22 protein-coding genes are annotated in these 20,860 nt (G+C 75.4%); 9 read left to right on the top strand and 13 right to left on the bottom strand.

Going from position 1 to position 20,860, the window contains the following annotated elements:
- Positions 1-6: 6 nt before the first annotated feature.
- Genes AC5L3Z_RS24810 through hisC form a run of 3 tightly spaced genes read left to right on the top strand, consistent with a single transcriptional unit; the run spans position 7 to position 2,818 of the window.
- On the top strand, positions 7-762 hold the full coding sequence (locus tag AC5L3Z_RS24810; RefSeq protein ID WP_494845387.1) for an RDD family protein: 756 nt from the start codon (positions 7-9) through the stop codon (positions 760-762).
- Positions 759-1,718, top strand: coding sequence for an RDD family protein (locus AC5L3Z_RS24805; RefSeq protein WP_494845386.1), 960 nt, complete (start codon positions 759-761; stop codon positions 1,716-1,718). Before AC5L3Z_RS24810 ends, AC5L3Z_RS24805 begins: the two co-directional genes overlap by 4 nt.
- Positions 1,715-2,818 carry a histidinol-phosphate transaminase gene (gene hisC / locus AC5L3Z_RS24800; protein ID WP_494845385.1) on the top strand — a complete coding sequence of 368 codons (1,104 nt, stop codon included), beginning with the start codon at positions 1,715-1,717 and terminating at the stop codon, positions 2,816-2,818. Before AC5L3Z_RS24805 ends, hisC begins: the two co-directional genes overlap by 4 nt.
- A gap of 43 nt (positions 2,819-2,861) precedes the next feature.
- Here hisC and AC5L3Z_RS24795 read toward each other — a convergent pair whose 3' ends face one another.
- From AC5L3Z_RS24795 to AC5L3Z_RS24775, 5 genes are all read right to left on the bottom strand, one after another.
- A complete protein-coding gene (locus AC5L3Z_RS24795) occupies positions 2,862-4,115 on the bottom strand; it encodes an outer membrane protein assembly factor BamB family protein (RefSeq protein ID WP_494845384.1) in 1,254 nt (417 codons plus the stop codon).
- Positions 4,116-4,223: 108 nt separating this feature from the next.
- On the bottom strand, positions 4,224-4,706 hold the full coding sequence (locus tag AC5L3Z_RS24790) for an SRPBCC family protein (protein WP_494845382.1): 483 nt from the start codon (positions 4,704-4,706) through the stop codon (positions 4,224-4,226).
- Between the two features lie 105 nt (positions 4,707-4,811).
- Complete coding sequence (locus tag AC5L3Z_RS24785) at positions 4,812-5,021, bottom strand: DUF397 domain-containing protein (RefSeq protein WP_334521133.1); 210 nt, start codon at positions 5,019-5,021, stop codon at positions 4,812-4,814.
- 154 nt (positions 5,022-5,175) lie between these two features.
- A complete protein-coding gene (gene fahA, locus AC5L3Z_RS24780; RefSeq protein WP_494845381.1) occupies positions 5,176-6,375 on the bottom strand; it encodes a fumarylacetoacetase in 1,200 nt (399 codons plus the stop codon).
- Between the two features lie 46 nt (positions 6,376-6,421).
- Complete coding sequence (locus AC5L3Z_RS24775) at positions 6,422-7,306, bottom strand: hypothetical protein (RefSeq protein ID WP_494845379.1); 885 nt, start codon at positions 7,304-7,306, stop codon at positions 6,422-6,424.
- Positions 7,307-7,400: 94 nt separating this feature from the next.
- Between AC5L3Z_RS24775 and AC5L3Z_RS24770 the strand changes: the two genes are divergently transcribed.
- Positions 7,401-8,567 carry a homogentisate 1,2-dioxygenase gene (locus AC5L3Z_RS24770; RefSeq protein WP_334521140.1) on the top strand — a complete coding sequence of 389 codons (1,167 nt, stop codon included), beginning with the start codon at positions 7,401-7,403 and terminating at the stop codon, positions 8,565-8,567.
- A gap of 22 nt (positions 8,568-8,589) precedes the next feature.
- On the opposite strand, the gene AC5L3Z_RS24765 is transcribed toward AC5L3Z_RS24770, so the two are convergent.
- The 4 genes from AC5L3Z_RS24765 to AC5L3Z_RS24750 are packed head-to-tail and all read right to left on the bottom strand — an operon-like array spanning position 8,590 to position 11,353.
- Positions 8,590-9,612, bottom strand: coding sequence for a tetratricopeptide repeat protein (locus tag AC5L3Z_RS24765; RefSeq protein WP_494845378.1), 1,023 nt, complete (start codon positions 9,610-9,612; stop codon positions 8,590-8,592).
- A gap of 6 nt (positions 9,613-9,618) precedes the next feature.
- On the bottom strand, positions 9,619-10,101 hold the full coding sequence (ispF, locus tag AC5L3Z_RS24760; RefSeq protein WP_494845376.1) for a 2-C-methyl-D-erythritol 2,4-cyclodiphosphate synthase: 483 nt from the start codon (positions 10,099-10,101) through the stop codon (positions 9,619-9,621).
- Between the two features lie 16 nt (positions 10,102-10,117).
- Positions 10,118-10,813, bottom strand: a complete 696-nt coding sequence (gene ispD / locus AC5L3Z_RS24755; protein ID WP_494845375.1) for a 2-C-methyl-D-erythritol 4-phosphate cytidylyltransferase — start codon at positions 10,811-10,813, stop codon at positions 10,118-10,120.
- Between the two features lie 54 nt (positions 10,814-10,867).
- A complete protein-coding gene (locus AC5L3Z_RS24750; RefSeq protein WP_007073334.1) occupies positions 10,868-11,353 on the bottom strand; it encodes a CarD family transcriptional regulator in 486 nt (161 codons plus the stop codon).
- Between the two features lie 332 nt (positions 11,354-11,685).
- Here AC5L3Z_RS24750 and AC5L3Z_RS24745 point away from each other — a divergent pair, with 332 nt between their 5' ends.
- A complete protein-coding gene (locus AC5L3Z_RS24745; protein WP_494845374.1) occupies positions 11,686-12,411 on the top strand; it encodes a hypothetical protein in 726 nt (241 codons plus the stop codon).
- Between the two features lie 8 nt (positions 12,412-12,419).
- Here the strand turns inward: AC5L3Z_RS24745 and AC5L3Z_RS24740 are convergent, their stop codons facing one another.
- The 4 genes from AC5L3Z_RS24740 to AC5L3Z_RS24725 all read right to left on the bottom strand — a co-directional run bounded on the left by AC5L3Z_RS24740 (position 12,420) and on the right by AC5L3Z_RS24725 (position 16,211).
- Positions 12,420-13,028: a hypothetical protein gene (locus AC5L3Z_RS24740; protein WP_494845373.1), complete on the bottom strand. Its 609-nt coding sequence runs from the start codon at positions 13,026-13,028 to the stop codon at positions 12,420-12,422.
- A 130-nt stretch (positions 13,029-13,158) separates the two neighbouring features.
- Positions 13,159-14,214, bottom strand: a complete 1,056-nt coding sequence (locus AC5L3Z_RS24735) for a type III polyketide synthase (protein WP_494845372.1) — start codon at positions 14,212-14,214, stop codon at positions 13,159-13,161.
- A gap of 34 nt (positions 14,215-14,248) precedes the next feature.
- Positions 14,249-15,415 (bottom strand): acyl-CoA dehydrogenase family protein, encoded by a 1,167-nt coding sequence (locus tag AC5L3Z_RS24730; protein WP_494845370.1) that lies wholly within the window; start codon positions 15,413-15,415, stop codon positions 14,249-14,251.
- Between the two features lie 43 nt (positions 15,416-15,458).
- Positions 15,459-16,211, bottom strand: a complete 753-nt coding sequence (locus AC5L3Z_RS24725) for a methyltransferase domain-containing protein (protein WP_494845369.1) — start codon at positions 16,209-16,211, stop codon at positions 15,459-15,461.
- A 45-nt stretch (positions 16,212-16,256) separates the two neighbouring features.
- On the opposite strand from AC5L3Z_RS24725, the gene AC5L3Z_RS24720 reads away from it, so the two are divergent.
- The 4 genes from AC5L3Z_RS24720 to disA all read left to right on the top strand — a co-directional run bounded on the left by AC5L3Z_RS24720 (position 16,257) and on the right by disA (position 20,858).
- A complete protein-coding gene (locus AC5L3Z_RS24720; protein ID WP_494845368.1) occupies positions 16,257-17,096 on the top strand; it encodes a UbiA family prenyltransferase in 840 nt (279 codons plus the stop codon).
- Between the two features lie 141 nt (positions 17,097-17,237).
- Positions 17,238-17,987, top strand: coding sequence for a copper chaperone PCu(A)C domain-containing protein (locus AC5L3Z_RS24715; RefSeq protein ID WP_494845367.1), 750 nt, complete (start codon positions 17,238-17,240; stop codon positions 17,985-17,987).
- Positions 17,988-18,079: 92 nt separating this feature from the next.
- Positions 18,080-19,534 (top strand): DNA repair protein RadA, encoded by a 1,455-nt coding sequence (gene radA, locus AC5L3Z_RS24710; protein ID WP_494845365.1) that lies wholly within the window; start codon positions 18,080-18,082, stop codon positions 19,532-19,534.
- A 142-nt stretch (positions 19,535-19,676) separates the two neighbouring features.
- On the top strand, positions 19,677-20,858 hold the full coding sequence (gene disA, locus AC5L3Z_RS24705) for a DNA integrity scanning diadenylate cyclase DisA (protein ID WP_334614492.1): 1,182 nt from the start codon (positions 19,677-19,679) through the stop codon (positions 20,856-20,858).
- Positions 20,859-20,860: the final 2 nt, after the last annotated feature.

Genomic DNA, 20,860 nt, shown 5'->3' with positions numbered 1-20,860 from the left:
TCGAGCGTGACGCAGCCTCCGACGTACCCGACGCCGCCGGCCGGTGGGCCCCCGCCCGCCGCCGGCGGCTTCGCGCCCCCCGCCGGCCCCACCCCCCAGGGGTACGCCGTGCCGCCCCAGCCCGGCCCGTACGGCCCGCCGCCGCAGGCCAACCCGTACGGCGCGCCGCCGCAGGCCGGCCCCTACGCCGGGCTGCCGGTGTACCCGGCGGGTCCGCCCCGACCCGGCCTCCCGGGTGTGCCGCTCGCACCGAACGGGCAACCGCTGGCCAGCTTCGGCGACCGGCTGCTGGCCGTGCTGATCGACGGCATGGTGCTCATGGGCGTCTGCATGGTGGTGGTCCTGCCCGCCGTGCTCGTCTTCTTCATTGCGGTCCTGCCCGACCTGACCGCCACCACGGCCCACGGCGGCTACGTCGAGGCGGACCCGGTCGCCGACTTCCTGCTGCCGTTCCTCGCCCTGGAGGCGGGGATCCTCCTGTTCGCGATCGGCGTGACGTACGTCCTCCACGTCGAGATGATGTTCAAGACCGGGCAGACGATCGGCAAGTGGGTGATGAAGCTGCGGGTGGTCCCGCTCAACCCGGCCGCCACGCTGGACCGGAGGGCGGCGGCGAAGCGGTGGGTCGCCCACCAGATCGGCGGATCGTTCATTCCCGGCTTCAGCTACCTCGACGGGCTCTGGCAGCTCTGGGACAAGCCCTGGCAGCAGTGCCTCCACGACAAGTTCGCCGGCACCGTCGTCGTTAAGGTGTCCGGGTGAGTGTGCAACCCGGTTGGTACGTCGACCCCGCAGACCCTTCCACCAGGCGCTGGTGGGACGGCGAGGGCTGGATCGGCGCGCCCGTCCCGGTCGACGTCACGCCCCCCGAGGGGCCGCCGCCACCCGAGCCGGCCCCCGAACCGGCCCCCCCGGCGTCCCCGGCCGCCCCACCGGCCACCGGTGCGCCGGCGCCGCCCGGACCGGTCGGCGGCCACCCGACCGGCCCGGTCCCCCCGTACGGCCCGGTCCCCCCGTACGGCCCCGGGCAGCTCCACCCGCACGGGCCGGGACACCCGCAGGGACCACCGCCCGGCTGGCCCTATCCGACCTGGCCGGGCCGTCCGCCCGCGCCGCGCCCGCACGGCCTGCCCCTGGCCGGGTACGGCGCCCGGCTGATCGCCCGACTGATCGACTTCGGCGTCGTCCTCCTGCTCAACGTGCTGGTCAACGGCTGGTTCGTCTGGCGGTTCGCGCTGGAGATCGCCCCGCCGTTCCAGGAGTACTGGCGGCGGGTGAACGCCCGGGACCTGAGCACCGAACCGCTGCCGGCGGCCGGGGCGCAGAGCGGGTCGCTGCTGGTCGCCATCCTGCTCATCGCCACCGCGCTCTGGTACGCGTACGAGGTGCCGTCGATGGCCGCCAGCGGGCAGACCTTCGGCAAGCGGCTGATGGGCGTACGGGCGGTGCCGGTGGAGGCGGACCAGCCGCTCGGCTTCGGCCGGGCCACCCGCCGGTGGAGCACCCTGGGCCTGCCCACGCTGCTCTGGTACTGCTGCGGCTTCGGCCTGCTGCTCCAGTTCGTCGACGCGGTCTCCGCCCTCTTCGACCACCCGATGCGCCAGGCCCTGCACGACAGGCGCGCCCAGACCGTCGTGGTGCAGTTGCCGCGAACCGGCGGCACCGCGACCCGTCCCGCCCCGCACGACCGTGCCGACCCCCCGGGAGACACCCCATGACCGACACCGGACGTCACCAGTCCTCGCTGCGGCTGACCCGCGCCGACCTGGACGCGCTGCCCAACTACGTACCGGGTCGCAGCCCGGCCGACCTGGCCCGCGAGCTGGGTCTGGACGAGGCGATCAAGCTGGCCAGCAACGAGGTGCCGTACGGCCCGCTGCCCGGCGTGGTCGAGGCGGTCACGGAGGCGGTCGCCGGCTCGCACCGCTACCCGGACATGGGGGTGGTGGCGCTGCGCGCGGCGCTGGCCGAGCGGTACGGCGTGGACGCCGACCGGATCGCCACCGGCTGCGGGTCGGTGGCGTTGGCCGAGCACCTGGTCCGGGCCACCTGCCTGCCCGGCGACGAGCTGCTCTACTCGTGGCGCTCCTTCGAGGCGTACCCGATCATCGCGGCGACCAGCGGCGCGACCAGCGTGCGGGTGCCCAACGACGCCGGGCACGGGCACGACCTGACGGCGATGGCCGCGGCGGTGACCGACCGGACCCGGATGGTGCTGGTCTGCAACCCGAACAACCCGACCGGCACCGCCGTCCGCCGGGCGGAGCTGGACCGCTTCCTCGACTCCGTCGGCGAGGACGTGCTGGTGGTCATCGACGAGGCGTACCGGGAGTTCGTCACCGACCCGGAGGTGCCGGACGGCCTGACCTACCTGGACCGGCCGAACGTGGTGGTGCTGCGCACCCTCTCCAAGGCCTGGGGCCTGGCCGGCCTGCGGATCGGCTGGATGGTCGCCGCGCCGGAGGTGGCGGCGGCCGTCCGCAAGGTGGTCACCCCCTTCTCCACCAGCATGGCCGCCCAGGCGGGCGCGCTGGCCGCGCTGGCCCAGGCCGACGAGGTGCGGCGGCGGTGCGCGCTGGTCGTCGCCGAGCGGGACCGGGTCACCGAGGCGCTGCGCAAGCTGCTCCCCGACGTGCCGTCCAGCCAGGCCAACTTCGTCTGGCTGCCGCTGGGCGACCGGGCGGTCGAGTTCGGCCGGGCCTGCGAGGCGCGCGGCGTGATCGTTCGGCCGTTCGCCGGGGACGGGGTGCGGGTCACCATCGGCACCCCGGCCGAGAACGACGCCTTCCTGGCCGCGGCGGAAGCCGCGCTGGCCTGAGCGGGGACACCGGGCCGCCCCGATCGGCGGCGGCCCGGTGGTCTCAGGTGGCGGCCAGCACCACCGGCTCGGTCATCAGGAACCACTCCTGGTCGCCGGCGCCCGGACGGGCGTTCCCACGGACCCGCTCCACCGCCACGTAGCCGTCCACCGCGTGGGCCAACCCGGGTTTCCAGCTGGTCCCGTCCTGCCCGACGGTGAGCGGGAAGCGGGACCGCTCCGCGCTGGTCACCGGGTCGAGTGTGATCAGTTCGCGGGACCCGGTCAACGCGTACACCCGGCCCGGCTCGGCGGCGACGACCCGCACCTCGCCCAGGTCGCCCCGCCGCCACCGCAGCTTGCCGGTACGCGCGTCACGGCCGCTCAGCACCCCGTCGGTCACGCCGACCGCCAGGTCACCGGCGAGGACCGCCTCCGCCCCGTCGAGCGCGGGGGCGGGCACCGGCTCACCGGCGCCGACCAGCCAACCCCGTCCGACGGCGTCGCCGGGCGCGGCGGTGCGCAGCCCCCGGCACTGCGACCGGGGGGTCAGGCAGCCGAGCGGCGTCACGACCAGCTCCGCCCCGGCGTCCGGCGGCCGCCAGCGGGTCACCACCGCGCCGGTGGCCACGTCCCGGAACTCGACGGTCGCCGGGCCCGCGCAGGCGTCGACGGAGACGAACCGGCCCGCCGCGGTGGTGCCCAGGCCGGTACGGCAGTCCGCGCCGCCGCCGGCCCGCCACAGCTCCCGCCCGTCGGCCAGCCCGTAGCCGCGCAGCCCGCCCGGTCCGGAGACCACCAGCACCGCCCCGCCGCCCGGGCCCTGCCCGACGGAGATGCCCGGGGGGTCCCAGACGGTGGCCGCGCCGGTGCGCCGGGCCGTGAACCCCGCGCCGGGCTCCGGCCCGTCCGCCCGCCAGGCCACCCGACCGGTACGCCCGTCGAGCGCCACGACCTTCCCGTCCGACCAGTGGGTCACCACGGTCGTGCCGCTGGCCAGCACCCCGTTGACCTGCGCCGGCCACCGCCGGTACGACCAGAACGGGGTGACCCGGTGCCGGCTGTCGACCGGGCGGTCGGCGTACACCTGGCGGGTGGTGGCGTACACCCGCAGCCGGCCGTCGACGATCAGGGGCGCGGCCGGTAGCCGTCCCACCACGCCGATCTTCGGGGTGGTCGCCGGTGGCAGTTCACCCCGGGCGGGCGTGCTGACCTCGGCGGGGGCGAGCACCCGGTAGCCGATGACGGCTATCGCCCCGAGGGTGAGCAGCGCCGCGACCGCGACCACCATCCGTCGCCGGCCCTTCGGGACACCCATGCCGCACCTCCGCCCGGCACCCTACCCAGGCAATCGCGGCGCGCCCCGGTCAGGTCGCGGCAGGGCGCGCCGTCGGGTCGGCCGGCCGCGCGGTCTCCCCCCGGCGGCTCAGGCCGCCACGGCGGTACCGGTGGTGCCGACGGCGGCGGCCAGGTCGGCGATGTCGCGCCGGATCGCCCCTTCCACCGCCCGCGCGGCCAGCCCGCCGAAGAGCAGCGCCATCACCCGACCGCACGGCGCGATCGGCACCGCCTCGTGCTCGACGGTGACGGCGGTGCGACTGCGGCGGCGGCGCTGCACCGTCCGCAGGGTCCAGGTGATCCGGTAGTCCACGCCGATGCCGGGCGAGCTGAGCACCAGCTGGTGCGGTGGCGTCACCGCCAGCACCACGAACTCCTCCGCCTGGCCGCCGCCGTCCGGCCTGGTGCGGGTCTCCCGCCAGGCGGTGCCGGGTCCGAACCGGCCCGGGGTGAGCAGCTCGACGCCGCCGACGGTGGAGAGCCAGTCGACGCGGACGGGCAGTTCGGCCAGGAGCGCCCAGACGTCCGCGGCCGGCGCCTCGATGAACTCGGTGACCGTGACCGTGGACATGACACCTCCCGTGTCGTCCACCGTACGGCGGGTGAGCGGGGCACGGGAGCCCTGGATGGAAATTCCGTCGCCGGTGCCCCGGTCGGGGCACCGGCGACGGCCGGCTCAGGGACGGAGGTGACCGCCCCGGAGCGCGTCGACGAACGCGGTCCAGCCCGGCGGGCCGACCACGAGCACCGGCCCCCGCGGGTCCTTGGAGTCGCGTATCCCGACCACACCTCGGGTGCCGGCGAGATTGTCCGCCACCTCGACGCAGAGCCCCTGGTCGTTGGAGCGGCTGCTGGTGCGCCAGACCGCGCCCACGAGATCGTTCATGCTCGTACCTCCTGTCCGCTGGAACGTGCCGTGTCGGTCACGACCCACGCCGCCCCGGGGCGGGACGGCGTGGGGTGGTGACCGAATCCGGTCGATCAACGCGGCAGGAGGCCCGGCCGATCGGACAGCCGGTGCGACCGCGGGACGGTACGGGTCAGCGGGCGGGAAGGATCCGCCCGGTCACCTCGCCGAGGGCGATGGTGGTGCCGTCCGGACCGGGGGCGGTGGCCCGGATGGTGACGGTGTCGCCGTCCTCCAGGAAGGTGCGGGTCTCCCCGCCGCCGACCTTGACCGGCTCGGCGCCGCCCCAGCTCAGCTCCAGGAACGAGCCGACCTGGCCGCGCTCCGGGCCGGAGACGGTGCCGGAGGCGTAGAGGTCTCCGGTGCGCAGCGAGGCCCCGTTGACGGTCAGGTGGGCCAGCTGCTGGGCGGGGGTCCAGTACATGGTGGCGAAGGGCGGCTCGGCGACCCGCTCGCCGTTCCACTCCACCGCCAGGCGCAGGTCGAGCCCCAGGTGCGGGGTGTCGCGCAGGTAGTCCTGCACCGGCGGGTCCTGGTCGGGGGCGGGCACGAACGCCTCGGCGAGCGCGTCCAGCGGCGTCACCCAGGCCGAGACGGAGGTCGCGAAGGACTTGCCCAGGAACGGGCCGAGGGGCTGGTACTCCCAGGCCTGGATGTCCCGGGCCGACCAGTCGTTGACCAGCACCACCCCGAAGACGTGGTCGGTGAAGTCGTCCACGGAGACCCGGTCGCCGAGCGCGCTGGGCACGCCCACCACGAAGCCCACCTCGGCCTCGATGTCGAGGCGGACGGAGGGCCCGGCGGTGGGACCCTGCGGGGTGGCGCGCTGCCCGCTGGGGCGGACCACCGGCGTGCCGGAGACGACCACCGTGCCGGCCCGGCCGTGGTACCCGATCGGCAGGTGCTTCCAGTTGGGCAGCAGCGGCGGCTGACCGGGGCGGAAGATCTGCCCGACGTTCGACGCGTGGTGCTCGGAGGAGTAGAAGTCGACGTAGTCGGCGACCTCGAACGGCAGCCGCAGCTCGACCTCGGCGAGCGGCACCAGCAGCGGCTCCACCGCCGCCCGGTGGGCCTCGTCGGTGAGCAGCTCGACGATCCGCTGCCGCACGGACGTCCACTGCGGACGGCCGAGCGCCATGAAGTCGTTGAGGGTGGGCCGGCCGAGCGCCCCGGCGGCCAGCACCAGCCCGGCGGCCTCCGCGCCGGCCAGGTCGAGTACGAGGTCGGCGACGCGTACGCCGATCCGCGGCTCGCGCCCGCCCTGCCGGAACACCCCGTACGGCAGGTTGGTCACCCCGTACGGGGAACCGTCGACGCCCGTCACCCAGCTCATGCCGCCACTCCGCTCCGTGCCCTACCGCACCTGCTGATGCGCTCGCTCATCCGTCTAATCCCCCGTTCACCAGCCCCAGCCGGATCAGATCGGTCAGTGGTTCCAGGATGCTGCACGAGCCGAAGCCGATCCACAGCGGACGCTCGTCGTCGCGCCGGGCCCGGACCGGCTCGACCAGCGGCAGCGGGTCGAGGGCGGCGAGCAGCCCGGCGACCCGGTCGGTCCCGGCGCCCCCGGCGGCGGCGAGGGTGGCGGCGAGCACGTTGCCGAAGCCGTGGTGCGTGAAGCCGGTCTCCGGGTCCAGGTGGCGGGTCGCGTGGTGCAGGCCGGCAGTCAGCTTGAACGGCAGGTCGCGGTCGCGGCAGGCGCCGATCACCGCGGCCAGCTCCACCGGCGTGGGGAAGAGCTCGGCGGCCAGTCCGCCGGTGCGGAACTTGGCGGCGATCGGCACCCCGTCGGCGCGGGCGGCGGCGAGGGCGTCGAGCGCGGCCGTCAGCCCGAAGGTCAGCGGGATCTCCGCGTACCAGTCGGGTCCGGCGGCGGGCGACCCGGCTGCCGGGCGCGCGGCGTCGCGGGCCAGGTCGACCAGGGTGGCGAGCCCCGGGAGCGGGTCCTCGCCGCGGCGGGCGACCGCCGCCTCGACCTGGCGGATCTCGATGCGGGGGTCGGCGCCGGCCCGGGCCTCGGCGAGCCGGTCCAGCGGCCCGTCGGCGATCACGCCGACGGCGATCCGCTCGTCGGCGTCGAGGAGGGCGGCCAGCTCCGCCAGCCGGGTGGCGGGCAGCAGCAGCGGGCCGACCAGGTCGGCGTACCAGGAGTCGCGGTGTCGGCGGTGCGCGGCCACGGCGTCCGGCAGCGACGCGCTGCCGGGCGGGAAGACGGCGGCGTCGTCGACGAGGCCGGCGAAGAGACGGGGCACCTGCGTTGACACGAGACAAGAATCTACGGGACGCTACGAGGAACGGACAACAGCGTCCGATTATCGGACGCGGTCGGCCGGAGAACGGGATATAACGGGAGGCGACATGCCGTACTACCGCAGCGTCGGCGAGGTACCTCGCAAGCGGCACACCCAGTTCCGCCAGCCCGACGGCAGCCTCTACGCCGAGGAGCTGATGGGCCAGGAGGGCTTCTCCTCCGACTCGTCCCTGCTCTACCACCGGTACGCGCCCACCGCGATCGTCGCCGCCGAGGAGTTCACCCCGCCGGCCACCACCCGGGTGCCGAACCTGCCGCTCAAGCCGCGCCACCTGCGTACCCACAAGCTCGACGGCTCCGGCGCCGACCCGGTCCTCGGCCGGCGGCAGCTGCTCGCCAACGACGACGTACGGATCGGCTACGTGCTGGCCGACCGGCCCTCCCCGCTCTACCGCAACGCCACCGGCGACGAGTGCCTCTACGTCGAGGCCGGCACGCTGCGGGTGGAGTCCACCTTCGGCGTGCTCGACGCGGTCGCCGGTGACTACGTCGTCATCCCCACCTCGACCATCCACCGGCTGGTGCCCACCGGCGACCAGCCCACCCGGCTGCTCACCATCGAGGCGACCGGGCACATCGGCCCGCCCAAGCGCTACCTCTCGGTACGCGGCCAGTTCCTGGAGCACGCGCCGTACTGCGAGCGCGACGTCCGTGGACCGGACGCGCCGCTGCTGGTCGACGGCGCCGACGTCGAGGTGCTGGTCCGCCACCGGCGCGGCTGGACCAGGTACGTCTACGCCAACCACCCCTTCGACGTGGTCGGCTGGGACGGGCACATGTACCCGTGGGCGTTCTCCATCCACGACTTCGAGCCGATCACCGGGCGGATCCACCAGCCGCCGCCGGTGCACCAGACCTTCCAGGGCCCGAACTTCGTCATCTGCTCGTTCGTGCCGCGCAAGGTGGACTACCACCCGGACGCCATCCCGGTGCCGTACAACCACCACAACGTCGACTCCGACGAGATGCTCTTCTACACCGGCGGCAACTACGAGGCGCGGCGCGGCTCGGGTATCGAGCAGGGTTCGATCTCGCTGCACCCGTCCGGCTTCACCCACGGGCCGCAGCCCGGCGCGGCGGAACGCTCCATCGGCGCGGACTTCTTCGACGAGCTGGCGGTCATGGTCGACACCTTCCGTCCGCTGGACCTCTGCGAGGCCGCGGCGGAGTGCGAGGACGACGGGTACGCCTGGACCTGGGCCCGCCGGAGCTGACCCGCCGCCCGCCGCCGATGGGTCAGCGGTGCGCGCGCCCGAGGACGGTCAGCTCCGCCGCGGCGGCGACCGCGATCGCGGCGACCAGCGGCCACGGGGTGCCGACCAGCGCGTAGAGCAGCAGCAGGAGCGGGCCGGCGGCGACCGCGTAGCCGGCCAGCGCCAGTGGACGGTCGGTGCGCAGCAGCGCCGGCAGCACGACCCGGACCAGCTCGGGCACCCGCCGGGCCAGGCGCCGGACGTAGAGCGCCCCGCCGAGCGCCGCCAGCAGGGCCGCGGCGCGGCTCAGGCCCGCCCCGCCGGACGCCAGGACGGCGATCAGCACGCTGGCCACCAGGGACCAGGCGGCGCCCCGCACCACCAGCCGGCGCAGGTCGTCGGGGCCGGCCGGGGCGAGTGCCCGCCCCGGCTCGACCGGGGCGGTCGCGGCGACCAGTTCCAGGGCCTCGGCCCAGCGCCGTCGCTCCAGCCGCAGCACGCCCGGGTCGTCGCGGGCGTCGGCCAGCTCGGGGTCCAGCCGCAACGCCTCCCGGTAGGCCCGCTCGGCCAGGTCGAACAGCTCCAACCGGCCGGCGACCAGCGCCAGCACCAGGTGCGCCTGCGACTCGTCGGGGGCCAGCTCCACGCCGCGCCAGGCCGCGTGCAGCGCCGGCTGGCCGTTGCGCGCCTCGGCCAGCAGCGCCGCCCCGCTGCGCTGGGCGTAAGCGTCGGTGGGCGCGACGGTGAGGATCCGGTCCGCGGTCCGGGCCGCCTCGGCGTACTCGGCCAGGTCGGTCAGGGCGAAGCCGCGGGCGACCAGGGGCGCGACCGCGTCGGGGGCGGCGGCCGACGCCGAGTCGGCTGCGGTGAGCGCCTCGGCGGGGCGGCCCGCCGCGAGGTGCAGCCGGGCCAGCAGGGTCAGCGTCACCGCGTCGGTCGGGCCCAGGGCGAGCGCGAAGCCCAACTCCTCCGCGGCCTCGTCGTAGCGGCCCAGCTCGGCGAGGAGCTGCGCCCGCTGCCGGTAGCCGTCGGCGGCGGACCGGTCGGAGTCGGCGTCCCCGGTCATGGCGGTCTAGCCGGCCGGGGCGTCGTGGACGAGGGCCACGGCGATCCCGACGAGCCCCTCCCCGCGCCCGGTGAAGCCGAGACCGTCGGTGGTGGCGGCGGAGACGGTCACCGGGGCGCCGACCGCCGCGGAGAGCACCTGCTGCGCCTCCTCCCGGCGCGGTCCGATCTTCGGGCGGTTGCCGATCACCTGCACGGAGACGTTGCCGATCTCGAAGCCGGCCGCCCGGACCCGCCGCGCCGACTCGGTCAGCAGCGCCACCCCCGAGGCGCCGGCCCACTCCGGCTGGCCGACCCCGAAGTTCGCGCCGAGGTCGCCGAGCCCGGCGGCGGAGAGCAGCGCGTTGCAGGCGGCGTGTGCGGCGACGTCCGCGTCGGAGTGCCCGGCCAGGCCGTCCTGGTCCGGCCAGTGCAGGCCGGCCACCTGGCAGGGCCGGCCCGCCTCGAAGGCGTGCACGTCGGTCCCGATGGCGACCCGAGGAACGATCATGACCCGAGGGTACGCGTCAACGGCCGGCGGCCAGCAGGTGCTCGGCCAGCGCGAGGTCGAACGGGCGGGTGACCTTCAGCGCGTACTCGGAGCCGGGCACGCAGAACACCGGGACGCCCTGCTTCTCGACCAGTCCGGCGTCGTCGGTCAGCGGGTCGCCGGCTGCGGCGTGCGCGGCGGTGAGCACCCCCCGCCGAAAGCCCTGCGGGGTCTGCACGGCGCGCAGCGCCGACCGGTCGACGGTGCCGAGAACGACGTCGTCGGCCCCGACCTCCTTGACCGTGTCGACCACCGGCAGCACCGGGATCACCGCGTCGTGACCGGCCCGGACCGCCGTCGCCACCGACTCGACCAGCGCGGGCGGGGTGAGCGCCCGGGCCGCGTCGTGCACCAGGACGATGTCCGGGCCGGGCGGGACCGCGGCGAGGGCGGCGGCCACGGAGGCCTGACGCTCCGCGCCACCGGGCACCACCACCACCGGCGCCACGGGCGCGAGCAGTCGCCGTACCGCCGCCACGTCGGCCGCCGGGGCGGCCACCACGATCGTGTGCACCGACGGGGCGGCCGCGATCCGGCGTACCGCGTGCACCAGCAGCGGCTCGCCGCCGAGCAGGCGCAGCGCCTTGGGCGCGCCCGGACCGAGGCGTACCCCGGCACCGGCCGCAGGCACGAGGACCGCGACGTCACCGCGCGGATTGAGCTGCGCGGTCACGTCGCGGTCCTCGGATTTCTTTGCCGATGTCGGGGTACGACGATGCTGTGGGAACTAGGCCTCGGTCAGGACCTTGTCGAGCAGCGTCTCCGCCTCGTCCTTGGTGCTCTTCTCGGCCAGCGCGACCTCGCCGACGAGAATGTCGCGGGCCTTGGCGAGCATGCGCTTCTCACCCGCGGACAGGCCCCGCTCCCGCTCCCGGCGCCACAGGTCGCGGACGACCTCGGCGACCTTCAGCGGGTTGCCGGAGGCCAGCTTCTCCAGATTCGCCTTGTAACGCCGCGACCAGTTGGTCGGCTCCTCGGTGTGCGGAGCCCGGAGCACGTCGAAGACCTTGCCCAGGCCCTCTTCGCCGACCACCTCGCGCACACCCACGATCTCGGCGTTCTCAGCGGGCACCCGGACCGTCAGGTCACCCTGCGCGACCCTCAGGACGAGGTACTGCTTGGGCTCGCCCTTGATGACCCGAGTCTCGATTGCCTCGATGAGTGCGGCCCCGTGGTGGGGGTAAACAACGGTCTCGCCGACACTGAAAACCATAGGTTCGAAACCCCTTTCGCTGTGTCTAGGGTAACACGCTCAGGCACCGATGTCCCACCGCTGTCCTGACCGTTGGCGCAGCTCAGGGGCCCTGTGAGAGGTATTTCTTCAGCTTGACAGGCGGTCAAACCGATGGTTCGCACACGCTCCGTGACGAACGGATGACAACCCGGTGCGGGTGATCGGAGCGTGGAAATCTCGGGCTATGCGCTTCTCACATGGTATCCCGATGCCGCCCGACGCGCCCAGATCTGGCGGGAGGAGGGCCCGGTGGGGGACGCTGGAGGTCGTACCGCCGCCCGCTCGCCGAGCCGCTCACCCCCGGGGGTCCGATGGGCATGACTGACGCCGAAGGCCCCGGCCCGCCCGACGGACTGCCCGACCTGCCGCCCGAGTGGGGCCGGGTGGTCGTACCGGACGACGCCTCCGCGCTGGCCGCGGAGGCCGAGCAGCTCCGCCGCGAGCTGCGCGGCCCGGACGGCACCGACCCCCGGCACCCGTGGCCGACCCCCCGACGGGACGGCCGGCCACGCCTCGGGCTGCCCCTGCTGGTCCTGCTGGTGGCGGTGCTGACCACCCTCGCGGGTCTGGCCGCGGTCACCTGGCCCCGCTCACCGCGCGGCGCCGACCGGCCCACCGTCCTGCCGTACCCGACGACCACCGCCGCGCTGACCGGCCGGCCCCTGCCGGCCCTCGACCTGGTCGACGCCGACCAGGCGACCGTGCCGCTGCGTCGGCTGCTGCCCGCGATGATCATCCTGGTGGACGCCTGCGCCTGCGCCGAACAGGTCGCCACGGCCGCCGGCGCCGCCCCGGCCGCGGTCTCCGTGGTCACCGTCGCCGGCGGTCGCAGCACCACCGGTGTACCGGCCGGCAACGCGCGGGTCCGGGCCCTCGCCGACCCGGCGGGCGGCGTCCGGGCCGCGCTGCACCTCCCGGCCCGCCCCGGCACCGCCCCCGCGCTGCTGGTCGACCGCACCGGCACCGTCGTACGCGTGCTGCCCGAACTGGGCGCCGCCGCCGACTACCGCGCCGACCTGGTCCGCCTGGCCGGCTGAGGGCCCGCTCAGGACAGGGCGACGACCTGCGCCTGCACCCGGACCGGCCCGGCCACGGCGGAGAACTCCAGCCGGGTCGGCACCTGTGGCTCCGGAAGCTCCAGCCAACCCGGCTCGCCGTCGCAGTTCGTCTGGCTGGTGTCGGTGTACGGCGCGTGCACGGTCGAGATCAGCAGCTCACCGTCGCCCGTGCAGCGGTACTGCAACAGGCGCCGCACGCCGTCCGCCCGGGACTCCCGGCGGACCGGCTCGGCGCCGGGCACCAGGGTCAGCTCCTCCCGCCACCGGACGTCCCCGGAGCGGGGCAGCCCGACGTCACCCGGCAGCGCCGTCGATTCGACGAGTCGCCCGCTGGCGTCGACCCGGAACCGGATCCCGTCCTCGGGACCGGCCGCCCCCACCGTCGGCTCCCGCTCGAGGGCCGGGGAGCGCGGGACGGGGCGCCCCGGCGGCCTGACGCCGACCTCCAGGAACGCGCCGCTGTCCCGCCCGTCGGCCCGGTCCGCGCCGGTGGCCGGCGCGCTCGCCCGCCACCACCAGCCACCCGCGACCAGGAGGAGCAGGGCCGTTCCGACCAGCACCGCACCACGCAGTCGGTCACCCGTCGCGTCGCCCACCCGCCGAGCGTAACCAGCGCGCGCCAACCCCGCCGGCCCGCGACGCGCGCCGGCTGAGTCCCGGCTCCCGGCCCGTCGGCGGCGTCGCCGCCGACGGGCCGACAGTCGAGGGTCGAACGCGGCGCCGGTCTCAGGGGCGCCGTTCCAGCAGGGCGGCGTAGAGGGTGAGACCGGGGCCGAAGGCGAGCATCACGATCCGCTCCGGCCGGACCGCGGCGCGCAGCAGCCGGTCCAGGATCAGCAGCACCGTCGGCGACGAACAGTTGCCGTGCTCGTCCAGCGTCGCCCGCGAGGCGGCCAGGGCCGTCGGGGGCAGCGCCAGCTCGCGCTCCACCACGTTGAGGATGCGGGGGCCGCCCGGATGCACCGCCCAGCCGTCCACCTCGGCGACGCCGGTGCCGTGCCGGGACAGCAGGTCGTCGACCAACCCCCGGACGTGGGTGGAGAGCACCTGCGGCACCTTCGGCGACAACCCCATCCGGAAACCGGTGTCGGTCACCTCCCAGGTCATGTGGTCGGCGGTGGAGGTGTCGGTGACCGAGACGACCTCACGCAGCCGGTAACCGCCGACCCCGGAGTCGGGTACCAGCACGGCGGCGACCGCGGCGTCGGAGAAGAGGGCGTGCGACACGATCTGCTGGGTGTCCACCCGGGCACTGGCCGGCTGGATGTGCAGGCTGGTCAGCTCGGCGCAGAGCAGCAGCGCCGGGCGGCCCCGCGCGGTGACGAAGTCACCGGCCGCGCCGAGCCCGGGCAGCGCGGCGTAGCAGCCCATGTGGCCGACGAACATCCGCTGGGTGTCGGGGGCCATGCCGAGGTCCCGGGCGAGCAGGATGTCCAGCCCCGGGGTGGCGTACCCGGTGCAGGAGCAGACCACGAAGAGCCCGACGTCACCGGCGGTGATGCCGGCGGAGGTCAGCGCGCGACCCACCGCCTCCTTGCCCAGCGGCAGCGCCTCGACCTGGTAGCGCCGCATCCGGCGCTCCGTCGGCCAGTCGGAGACGTCCTCCAGCAACGGGTTGACCGCCGCCTGCCGCCGGGACACCCCCGAGTTGGCGAAGATCCGCTGGGCCAGGGCCCGGGTGGTGCCGGAGAAGTGCCGGGAGAAGAAACCCTCCCACAGTTCGTCCTGTGCGGCGCCCGGCGGATGCGCCGTACCGAGACCCGCGATCACTGGCACGGCCATGTCCCCCACCTCTCGTCCTGACTGTCCCGCCCGTTCACCAACGAGGGGTCGATCCGTCACGATCCGGGTCGCCGCCGAGCGCCGCGATGCCGAGCCAGTCGGCGCAGACGTCCGAGGTGGCCGGATGCAGCGACCCGCAGCGGGCATCCCGGTAGAGCCGCTCCAGCGGGTGGCCCCGCCGGGTGGCCGACGTCCCGGCCGCCTCCAGCATGGACGCCGCGACGTCGGCGGCGGTCGTGCCGGCCAGCAGCTTCGCCCGCCAGACCCAGCGGTTGGTCTCCTCGTCGCCGGGCGCCTCGTCGACCCGTCGGGCCGCCTCCGCCACCACCAGGTGCGCCGCCGCGACCGCCGCGTCGGCCCGGCCGAGGCGGGCCCGGACCGCCGGCAGCCCGGACAGGTTGCGGGCGTTCAGATGCTCGGCGGCGGCGTCGACGGCGGCCCGGGCCACCCCGACGTAGACGGCCGCGTAGCTGGCGACCAGCCAGTGCGGCATCAGCTGAGCCACGACCAGGGCCAGCCCCTCCACCCCGCCGAGCAGCCGGTCGGCGGGGACCGTGACGTCCAGGTGCAGGTCGTGCGAGGAGGTGGCGCGCATGCCCAACGAGTCCCAGGTCGGCTCCACGGTCGACCCGTCACCGGCCGGGACCAGGAACTGGGAGACCACCGCCGGGTCGGCGGCGCTGCGTGCGGCCACCAGGTAGCCGTCGGGATGGCCGGCGCCGGAACAGAAGGTCTTGCTGCCCTTGAGGTGCCAGCCGCCCTCGACCGGCTCGTAGACGGTGCTGAGCTGGGACAACCGCGCGCCCGCGCCGCGTTCGCTCATCGCCACCGCGTACCAGGAGCCCTCGGCGGCGGCGCGGAGCAGGCGGTCCCGCGCGGCCAGCGCCTCGTCCGGCACGCCGAGCGCCTCGGCCAGCTCCTCGGTGACCGCGCCGAGCGCGCCGGTGACCGAGGCGTGCATGTTGAACACCAGCGCCGTCGCGCCGTTGCCCCGGGCCAGCTCGGTGGCGACCGCCGCGTACTCGGCGAAGGTGGCGCCCATCCCGCCCAGCTCGCGCGGCACCATCAGCCCGAACAGGCCCGCCTGACGCAGGTCGGCGAAGTCGTCGACCGGGAACGAGCCGTCCCGGTCGTGCCGCTCGGCGCGTGCCGCGAACCGCGGCGCCAACCGGCGGGCCGCCTCCAGCGCGTGCACCGTCATGTCGCCCCCTTCTCGACGTCCCTGATACCCCCGCGCGATCCCGCTACCCGTGCCGCACCCCACACCCCTGGTACAGCACGGCGGTGGACCACGTCGCCTTCACCCGCGGTTGGGCGCCCGTCCCGGCGGAAGCCCCCCGGGCCCGCCGGACGAGCCAGGCCAGCGTGCCGCGCAGCTCCGGACGGATACCCCGGACCCGCAGGTCGACGCCGTGCCGGGCGCACTCGGCGACCAGATCCTCGTCGTCCACGAACAACCGTGGATCGTGGATGCCCCGAGGCACCGTGGGCAGCCGCTCACCGATCCGCACCGCCACCAGCCGGGCCAGCGCGGTGTCGTTGAGGGTGTCCAGCACCAGCAGGCCGCCCGGCCGCAGCAGCCGGCACGCCTCACCGACCGCGCGCCGCCAGTCGGGCACGTGCTCCAGCAGCTCGCCGGCGGCCACCACGTCGGCGCAGCCGTCGGCGAGCGGCACGGCGGTCGCGTCCCCGTTGACCACGACCACCCCGTGCGCGGCGGCCTGCGCCAGGGCGGACCGGGTGAGGTCGACGCCGACGTGCCGGTAGCCCTTGCCGGCCAGGTGCGGGGCGAGCAGCCCGGCGCCGCAACCCAGGTCGACCAGGAGCGCGCCGGGGCGGGTCGCCGGTGGCACCAGCGCGGCCCGCGCCCGGGCCAGCCAGTGCAGCATGGCGAACGCGCCGTCCGGTCGCCACCACTCGCCGGCCAGGTCGTCGTACTGGCGGGGGTCGTTGGGGGGCAGCACGCGGGGCGGAGTCGAGACCGGACCGTTCCGCATGGACCGAGCGTGACACGACCGGCCGGTAACGACCAGACTTCCCTTATGTCGTCAACGGTGTTAGGGCTGGTCAGGGCGAGCCATCCGGAGCCGGCGGCCGCGGTCACCGTGGTCACCGGACTGCTGGCCGTCGGGGTGGGGCACCCGCCGGCCGGGGTGGCCGTGGTCGTCGGCAGCGTGCTGGCGAGCCAGCTCGCCGTCGGCTGGACCAACGACGCGCTGGACGCCGAGCGGGACGCCACGGTGGGGCGTACCGACAAGCCGGTCGCCGTCGGCGCGGTGAGCCGCCGGACGGTGGCCGTCGGCGCGGCGCTGGCCGCGCTCGCCACCCCGGCGCTGGCCCTGACCACCACCCCGGCGGCGGCGCTCTGCATCACCGTCGCCCTGGTCTCGGCGCTGCTCTACGACTGGCCGCTGAAGTCCACTCCGGCCTCCGTGCTGCCGTACGCGGTCTCCTTCGGCGCGCTGCCCGCCTTCGTGGTGCTCGCGCTGCCCGGCGCGCCGACGCCGCCGGCCTGGCTGGTCGCCGCCGCGGCCTGCCTGGGCGCCGGGGCGCACTTCGCCAACGTGCTGCCCGACCTGGCCGACGACGCCCGCACCGGGGTGCGCGGGCTGCCGCACCGGCTCGGCCCGGCCGGCAGCCGGGTGGCCGCCGCCGGGCTGCTGCTCGCCGCCACCGTCACGCTGGTCCTCGGGCCGCCCGGTCCGCCGTCCTGGGCCGGGCTGTCGGCGGTCGCGGCCGCCGCCGTGGTGCCGGCCCTCGGCTGGTACGGCGGACGGGCCGCGGTCCGCGCCGGTCGACGGCCGGTCGCCGCGTTCCGGGCGGTGATGGTGGTAGCCCTGATCGACGTGGTGCTGCTGGTGGCGAGCGGTCGGGTGGTCTGACCCGCACCCGCGCGGGTGGCGGCACCGGGTCGGCGTGCGGGCGTCGATCAGGCCCAACTACCCTGGAGCGCGGTCTGCGCGGGTATGACCACCCCGCGCCCGGGGTACGGCCGGGTGGGGATCGTGACGAGGAGGACCGACGTGACGCGCTCGATCAGGGGTTCCCGGCGGGCGGCCCTGCTGCTGTCCGGCATGGCGGCGGCGACCGCCCTGCTGGCCACCGGCTGCGGGACCGGCCAGGTGGCCGAGACCGCCAACAAGGAGCCGTCGATCCAGGGCATCAACGTCCAGACTCCGGACAACGAGTACAAGGTGCGCAGCCTCTACGTCGAGTACCCGGGCGCCACCGGCTACGCCGCCGGCGCGAACGCCCCGCTCAACGCCGTGCTCTACAACGACACCGAGAGCCCGGTGACGGTGACCGTCACCACGGACAGCGCCCGGGAGGTCGTGATCACCGGCCAGGCCGAGCCGGGGACCCAGGCCGGCGTGTCCAGCCCGTCCGCCACGGCCTCGCCGTCGGAGAGCGCCTCGCCGTCGGGTAGCGCGTCGCCGTCCGGTTCGGCCTCGGCCAGCCCGTCGGAGAGCGCCTCGCCCAGCCCGTCCGCCCCGGCCGGTGAGCCGGCCCGGATCGAGATCCCGGCACTGGGCTACGTCCAGCTGAACCTGCAGGGTGGTCGCAGCCTCCAGCTGGTGGGCCTGAAGGAGTCGCTGCGCCCCGGCCAGCAGGTCAACCTGACCTTCGACTTCGGCAACGGCCGGACCATCGACACTCCGGCCCCGATCGCCGTGCCGCTGACCCCGGTCCCGGAGCCCTCCCCGATCATCCACCGCGAGGGTGGCTCCGGCGAGGAGGGTGGCGGCGAGGAGGGTGGCTCCGGCCACGGCTGACCCCGGAGGTACGCAACTGCCGACGACACCGCCGGCGTGGTCACCACCACGCCGGCGGTGTTTTCGTCGTATCCGGGGGTTAGCGTCCTGGGGTGACCACTCCCCGATCGACCTCCCCCCGCGGCGCGGCCTCCGGCGCGTCCCGGGGCCGGGCCGCCCGCGAGCCGCGCCCGGCCTACGAGTGCGACGCCTGCGGGCACCAGCCGCCCAAGTGGGTGGGGCGCTGCCCGGAGTGCGGCGAGTGGGGCTCGGTGGTCGAGTCCACGGTCACCGGTCCGATGGTCTCCGGCCGGGTGGTCAGCTCCCGGATGCCGAGCGAGCCGGCCCGACCGATCGCCACGATCAGCGCCGCTCCCGCCCGGGCCCGGCCCACCGGCGTCAGCGAGCTCGACCGGGTGCTCGGCGGCGGCCTGGTCCCCGGCGCGGTGGTGCTGCTCGCCGGGGAGCCGGGGGTCGGCAAGTCGACCCTGCTGCTCGACGTGGCCCAGCAGTGGGCCGCCGGCGCGGGCAGCCCCTCGCTGGTGGTCAGCGGTGAGGAGTCGGTCAGCCAGGTCCGGCTCCGCGCCGAGCGGATGGGCACCCTGCACGACCAGCTCTACCTGGCCGCCGAGAGCGACCTGGGCGCCGTCCTCGGCCACCTCGACGCGGTCAAGCCGGGGCTGCTGGTGCTCGACTCGGTGCAGACCATCTCCACCACCGGCACCGAGGGGGTGCCCGGCGGGGTCACCCAGGTCCGGGCCGTCACCGCCGCCCTGGTCTCGGTCGCCAAGGAGCGCGGCATCGCCACCGTGCTGGTCGGCCACGTGACCAAGGACGGCCAGGTGGCCGGCCCGCGGGTGCTGGAGCACCTGGTCGACGTGGTGCTGCACTTCGAGGGCGACAAGCACTCGTCGCTGCGGATGGTCCGGGGCGTCAAGAACCGCTTCGGCGCCGCCGACGAGGTGGGCTGCTTCGAGATGCACGAGGGGGGCATCAGCAGCCTCGCCGACCCGTCCGGGCTCTTCCTGACCCGCTACTCCGAACCGGTGCCGGGCACCTGCGTCACCGTGGCGATGGAGGGGCGGCGGGCGCTGCTCACCGAGGTGCAGGCGCTGATCGGCGCGACGGTGGCCGGCTCGCCGAGGCGTACGGTCTCCGGCCTGGACGGCGCCCGGCTGGCCATGGTGCTCGCCGTGCTCCAGCGCCGCACCGAACGGCTGACCCTGCACGACCGGGAGGTCTTCGCGGCCACCGTCGGGGGCATCCGGGTGGTCGAACCGGCGGCCGACCTCGCGGTCGCCCTGGCGGTCGCCTCGGGCGGGCTCAACCTGGCCATCGCCCCCAACCTGGTGGCGATCGGCGAGGTGGGCCTCACCGGCGAGGTGCGCCGGGTCGGGGCGGTGTCCCGGCGGTTGGCCGAGGCGGCCCGCCTCGGCTTCCGGGTGGCCCTCGTGCCGCCCGGTTGCGGCCCGGGCAGCACCGGCGTCACCCCGGAGAACATGCGGGTGATGGAGGTCACCGACGTCCGCGCGGCGCTGCAGTGTGTCGCCCGCGCGTCCGCCGAGTGACCGGCGACGCCCGCCGGGCCGGACCGCCCGGGCCATACCGGACAGGCCCACCGGGCCGGTCCCGCCGGGGAGGACCCGACGACGTGACACATCACAGTAACCACGAGAGCACCCACCGCACGGCAGTCCGTAGACTGTGCCCGTGCCGATCGACCGCGATACCACCAAGCCTGCCGGCGCGCCGCCCCACGCCCGCACCGCTGCCGTGGGCTCGCCCGCCCGTGCGATCAGCGTGAGCGTGACCGGGGGCGCCGGCAGCGCCGGTGACCCGCTGCGGGCGAACCTCGCCCTGATGGCGCCCGGCACCGCGCTGCGCGACGGGCTGGAGCGGATCCTCCGCGGCCGCACGGGTGCGCTGATCGTCCTCGGCTACGACAAGGTGGTCGAGACGATCTGCACCGGCGGTTTCCCGCTCGATGTCGAGTTCTCCGCCACCCGGGTCCGCGAGCTGTGCAAGATGGACGGGGCGGTGGTGCTCTCCAGCGACGGCACCCGCATCGTCCGGGCCGCCGTGCACCTGATGCCCGACCCGTCCATCCCCACCGAGGAGTCCGGCACCCGGCACCGCACCGCGGAGCGGGTGGCCCGGCAGACCGGCTACCCGGTCATCTCGGTCAGCCAGTCCATGCGGATCATCAGCCTCTACGTCAACGGCCAGCGGCACGTGCTGGACGACTCGGCGGCCATCCTGTCCCGGGCCAACCAGGCGCTGGCCACCCTGGAGCGCTACAAGCTCCGGCTGGACGAGGTCTCCGGCACCCTCTCCGCGCTCGAGATCGAGGACCTGGTCACCGTACGGGACGCGGTCGCGGTGGTGCAGCGGCTGGAGATGGTCCGCCGGATCGCCGACGAGATCGCCGGCTACGTGGTGGAGCTGGGCACCGACGGCCGCCTGCTCGCCCTCCAGCTGGACGAGCTGATGGCCGGCGTCGACGCCGACCGCACCCTGGTCATCCGCGACTACCTGCCCTCCGGCCGCAAGTCCCGCACCCTGGACGAGGCGCTGGTCGAACTGGACCTGCTCGGCGCCACCGAGCTGATCGACCTGGTCTCGGTCGCCAAGGCGATCGGCTATCCCGCCGCCTCCGACGCCCTCGACGCGGCGGTCAGCCCGCGCGGGTTCCGGCTGCTGGCCAAGGTGCCCCGGCTGCCGGTGGCGATCGTCGACCGGCTGGTCGTGCACTTCGGCAGCCTCCAGCGGCTGCTCGGCGCCACCGTCGAGGACCTCCAGGCCGTCGAGGGCGTCGGCGACGCCCGCGCGCGGGGCGTACGGGAGGGTCTGTCGCGGCTCGCCGAGGCGTCCATCCTGGAACGCTACGTCTGACC

The organism is Micromonospora sp. LZ37 (genome assembly GCF_059359015.1).
This window is presented reverse-complemented; position numbering and strand designations above follow the sequence as displayed.

Coding starts and splice junctions, on each gene's coding strand:
- hisC (WP_494845385.1), top strand. CDS start 1,715: ATGACCGACACCGGACGTCACCAGTCCTCGCTGCGGCTGACCCGCGCC.
- AC5L3Z_RS24795 (WP_494845384.1), bottom strand. CDS start 4,115: ATGGGTGTCCCGAAGGGCCGGCGACGGATGGTGGTCGCGGTCGCGGCG.
- AC5L3Z_RS24790 (WP_494845382.1), bottom strand. CDS start 4,706: ATGTCCACGGTCACGGTCACCGAGTTCATCGAGGCGCCGGCCGCGGAC.
- AC5L3Z_RS24785 (WP_334521133.1), bottom strand. CDS start 5,021: ATGAACGATCTCGTGGGCGCGGTCTGGCGCACCAGCAGCCGCTCCAAC.
- fahA (WP_494845381.1), bottom strand. CDS start 6,375: ATGAGCTGGGTGACGGGCGTCGACGGTTCCCCGTACGGGGTGACCAAC.
- AC5L3Z_RS24770 (WP_334521140.1), top strand. CDS start 7,401: ATGCCGTACTACCGCAGCGTCGGCGAGGTACCTCGCAAGCGGCACACC.
- AC5L3Z_RS24765 (WP_494845378.1), bottom strand. CDS start 9,612: ATGACCGGGGACGCCGACTCCGACCGGTCCGCCGCCGACGGCTACCGG.
- ispF (WP_494845376.1), bottom strand. CDS start 10,101: ATGATCGTTCCTCGGGTCGCCATCGGGACCGACGTGCACGCCTTCGAG.
- AC5L3Z_RS24750 (WP_007073334.1), bottom strand. CDS start 11,353: ATGGTTTTCAGTGTCGGCGAGACCGTTGTTTACCCCCACCACGGGGCC.
- AC5L3Z_RS24745 (WP_494845374.1), top strand. CDS start 11,686: ATGGGCATGACTGACGCCGAAGGCCCCGGCCCGCCCGACGGACTGCCC.
- AC5L3Z_RS24735 (WP_494845372.1), bottom strand. CDS start 14,214: ATGGCCGTGCCAGTGATCGCGGGTCTCGGTACGGCGCATCCGCCGGGC.
- AC5L3Z_RS24730 (WP_494845370.1), bottom strand. CDS start 15,415: ATGACGGTGCACGCGCTGGAGGCGGCCCGCCGGTTGGCGCCGCGGTTC.
- AC5L3Z_RS24725 (WP_494845369.1), bottom strand. CDS start 16,211: ATGCGGAACGGTCCGGTCTCGACTCCGCCCCGCGTGCTGCCCCCCAAC.
- AC5L3Z_RS24720 (WP_494845368.1), top strand. CDS start 16,257: ATGTCGTCAACGGTGTTAGGGCTGGTCAGGGCGAGCCATCCGGAGCCG.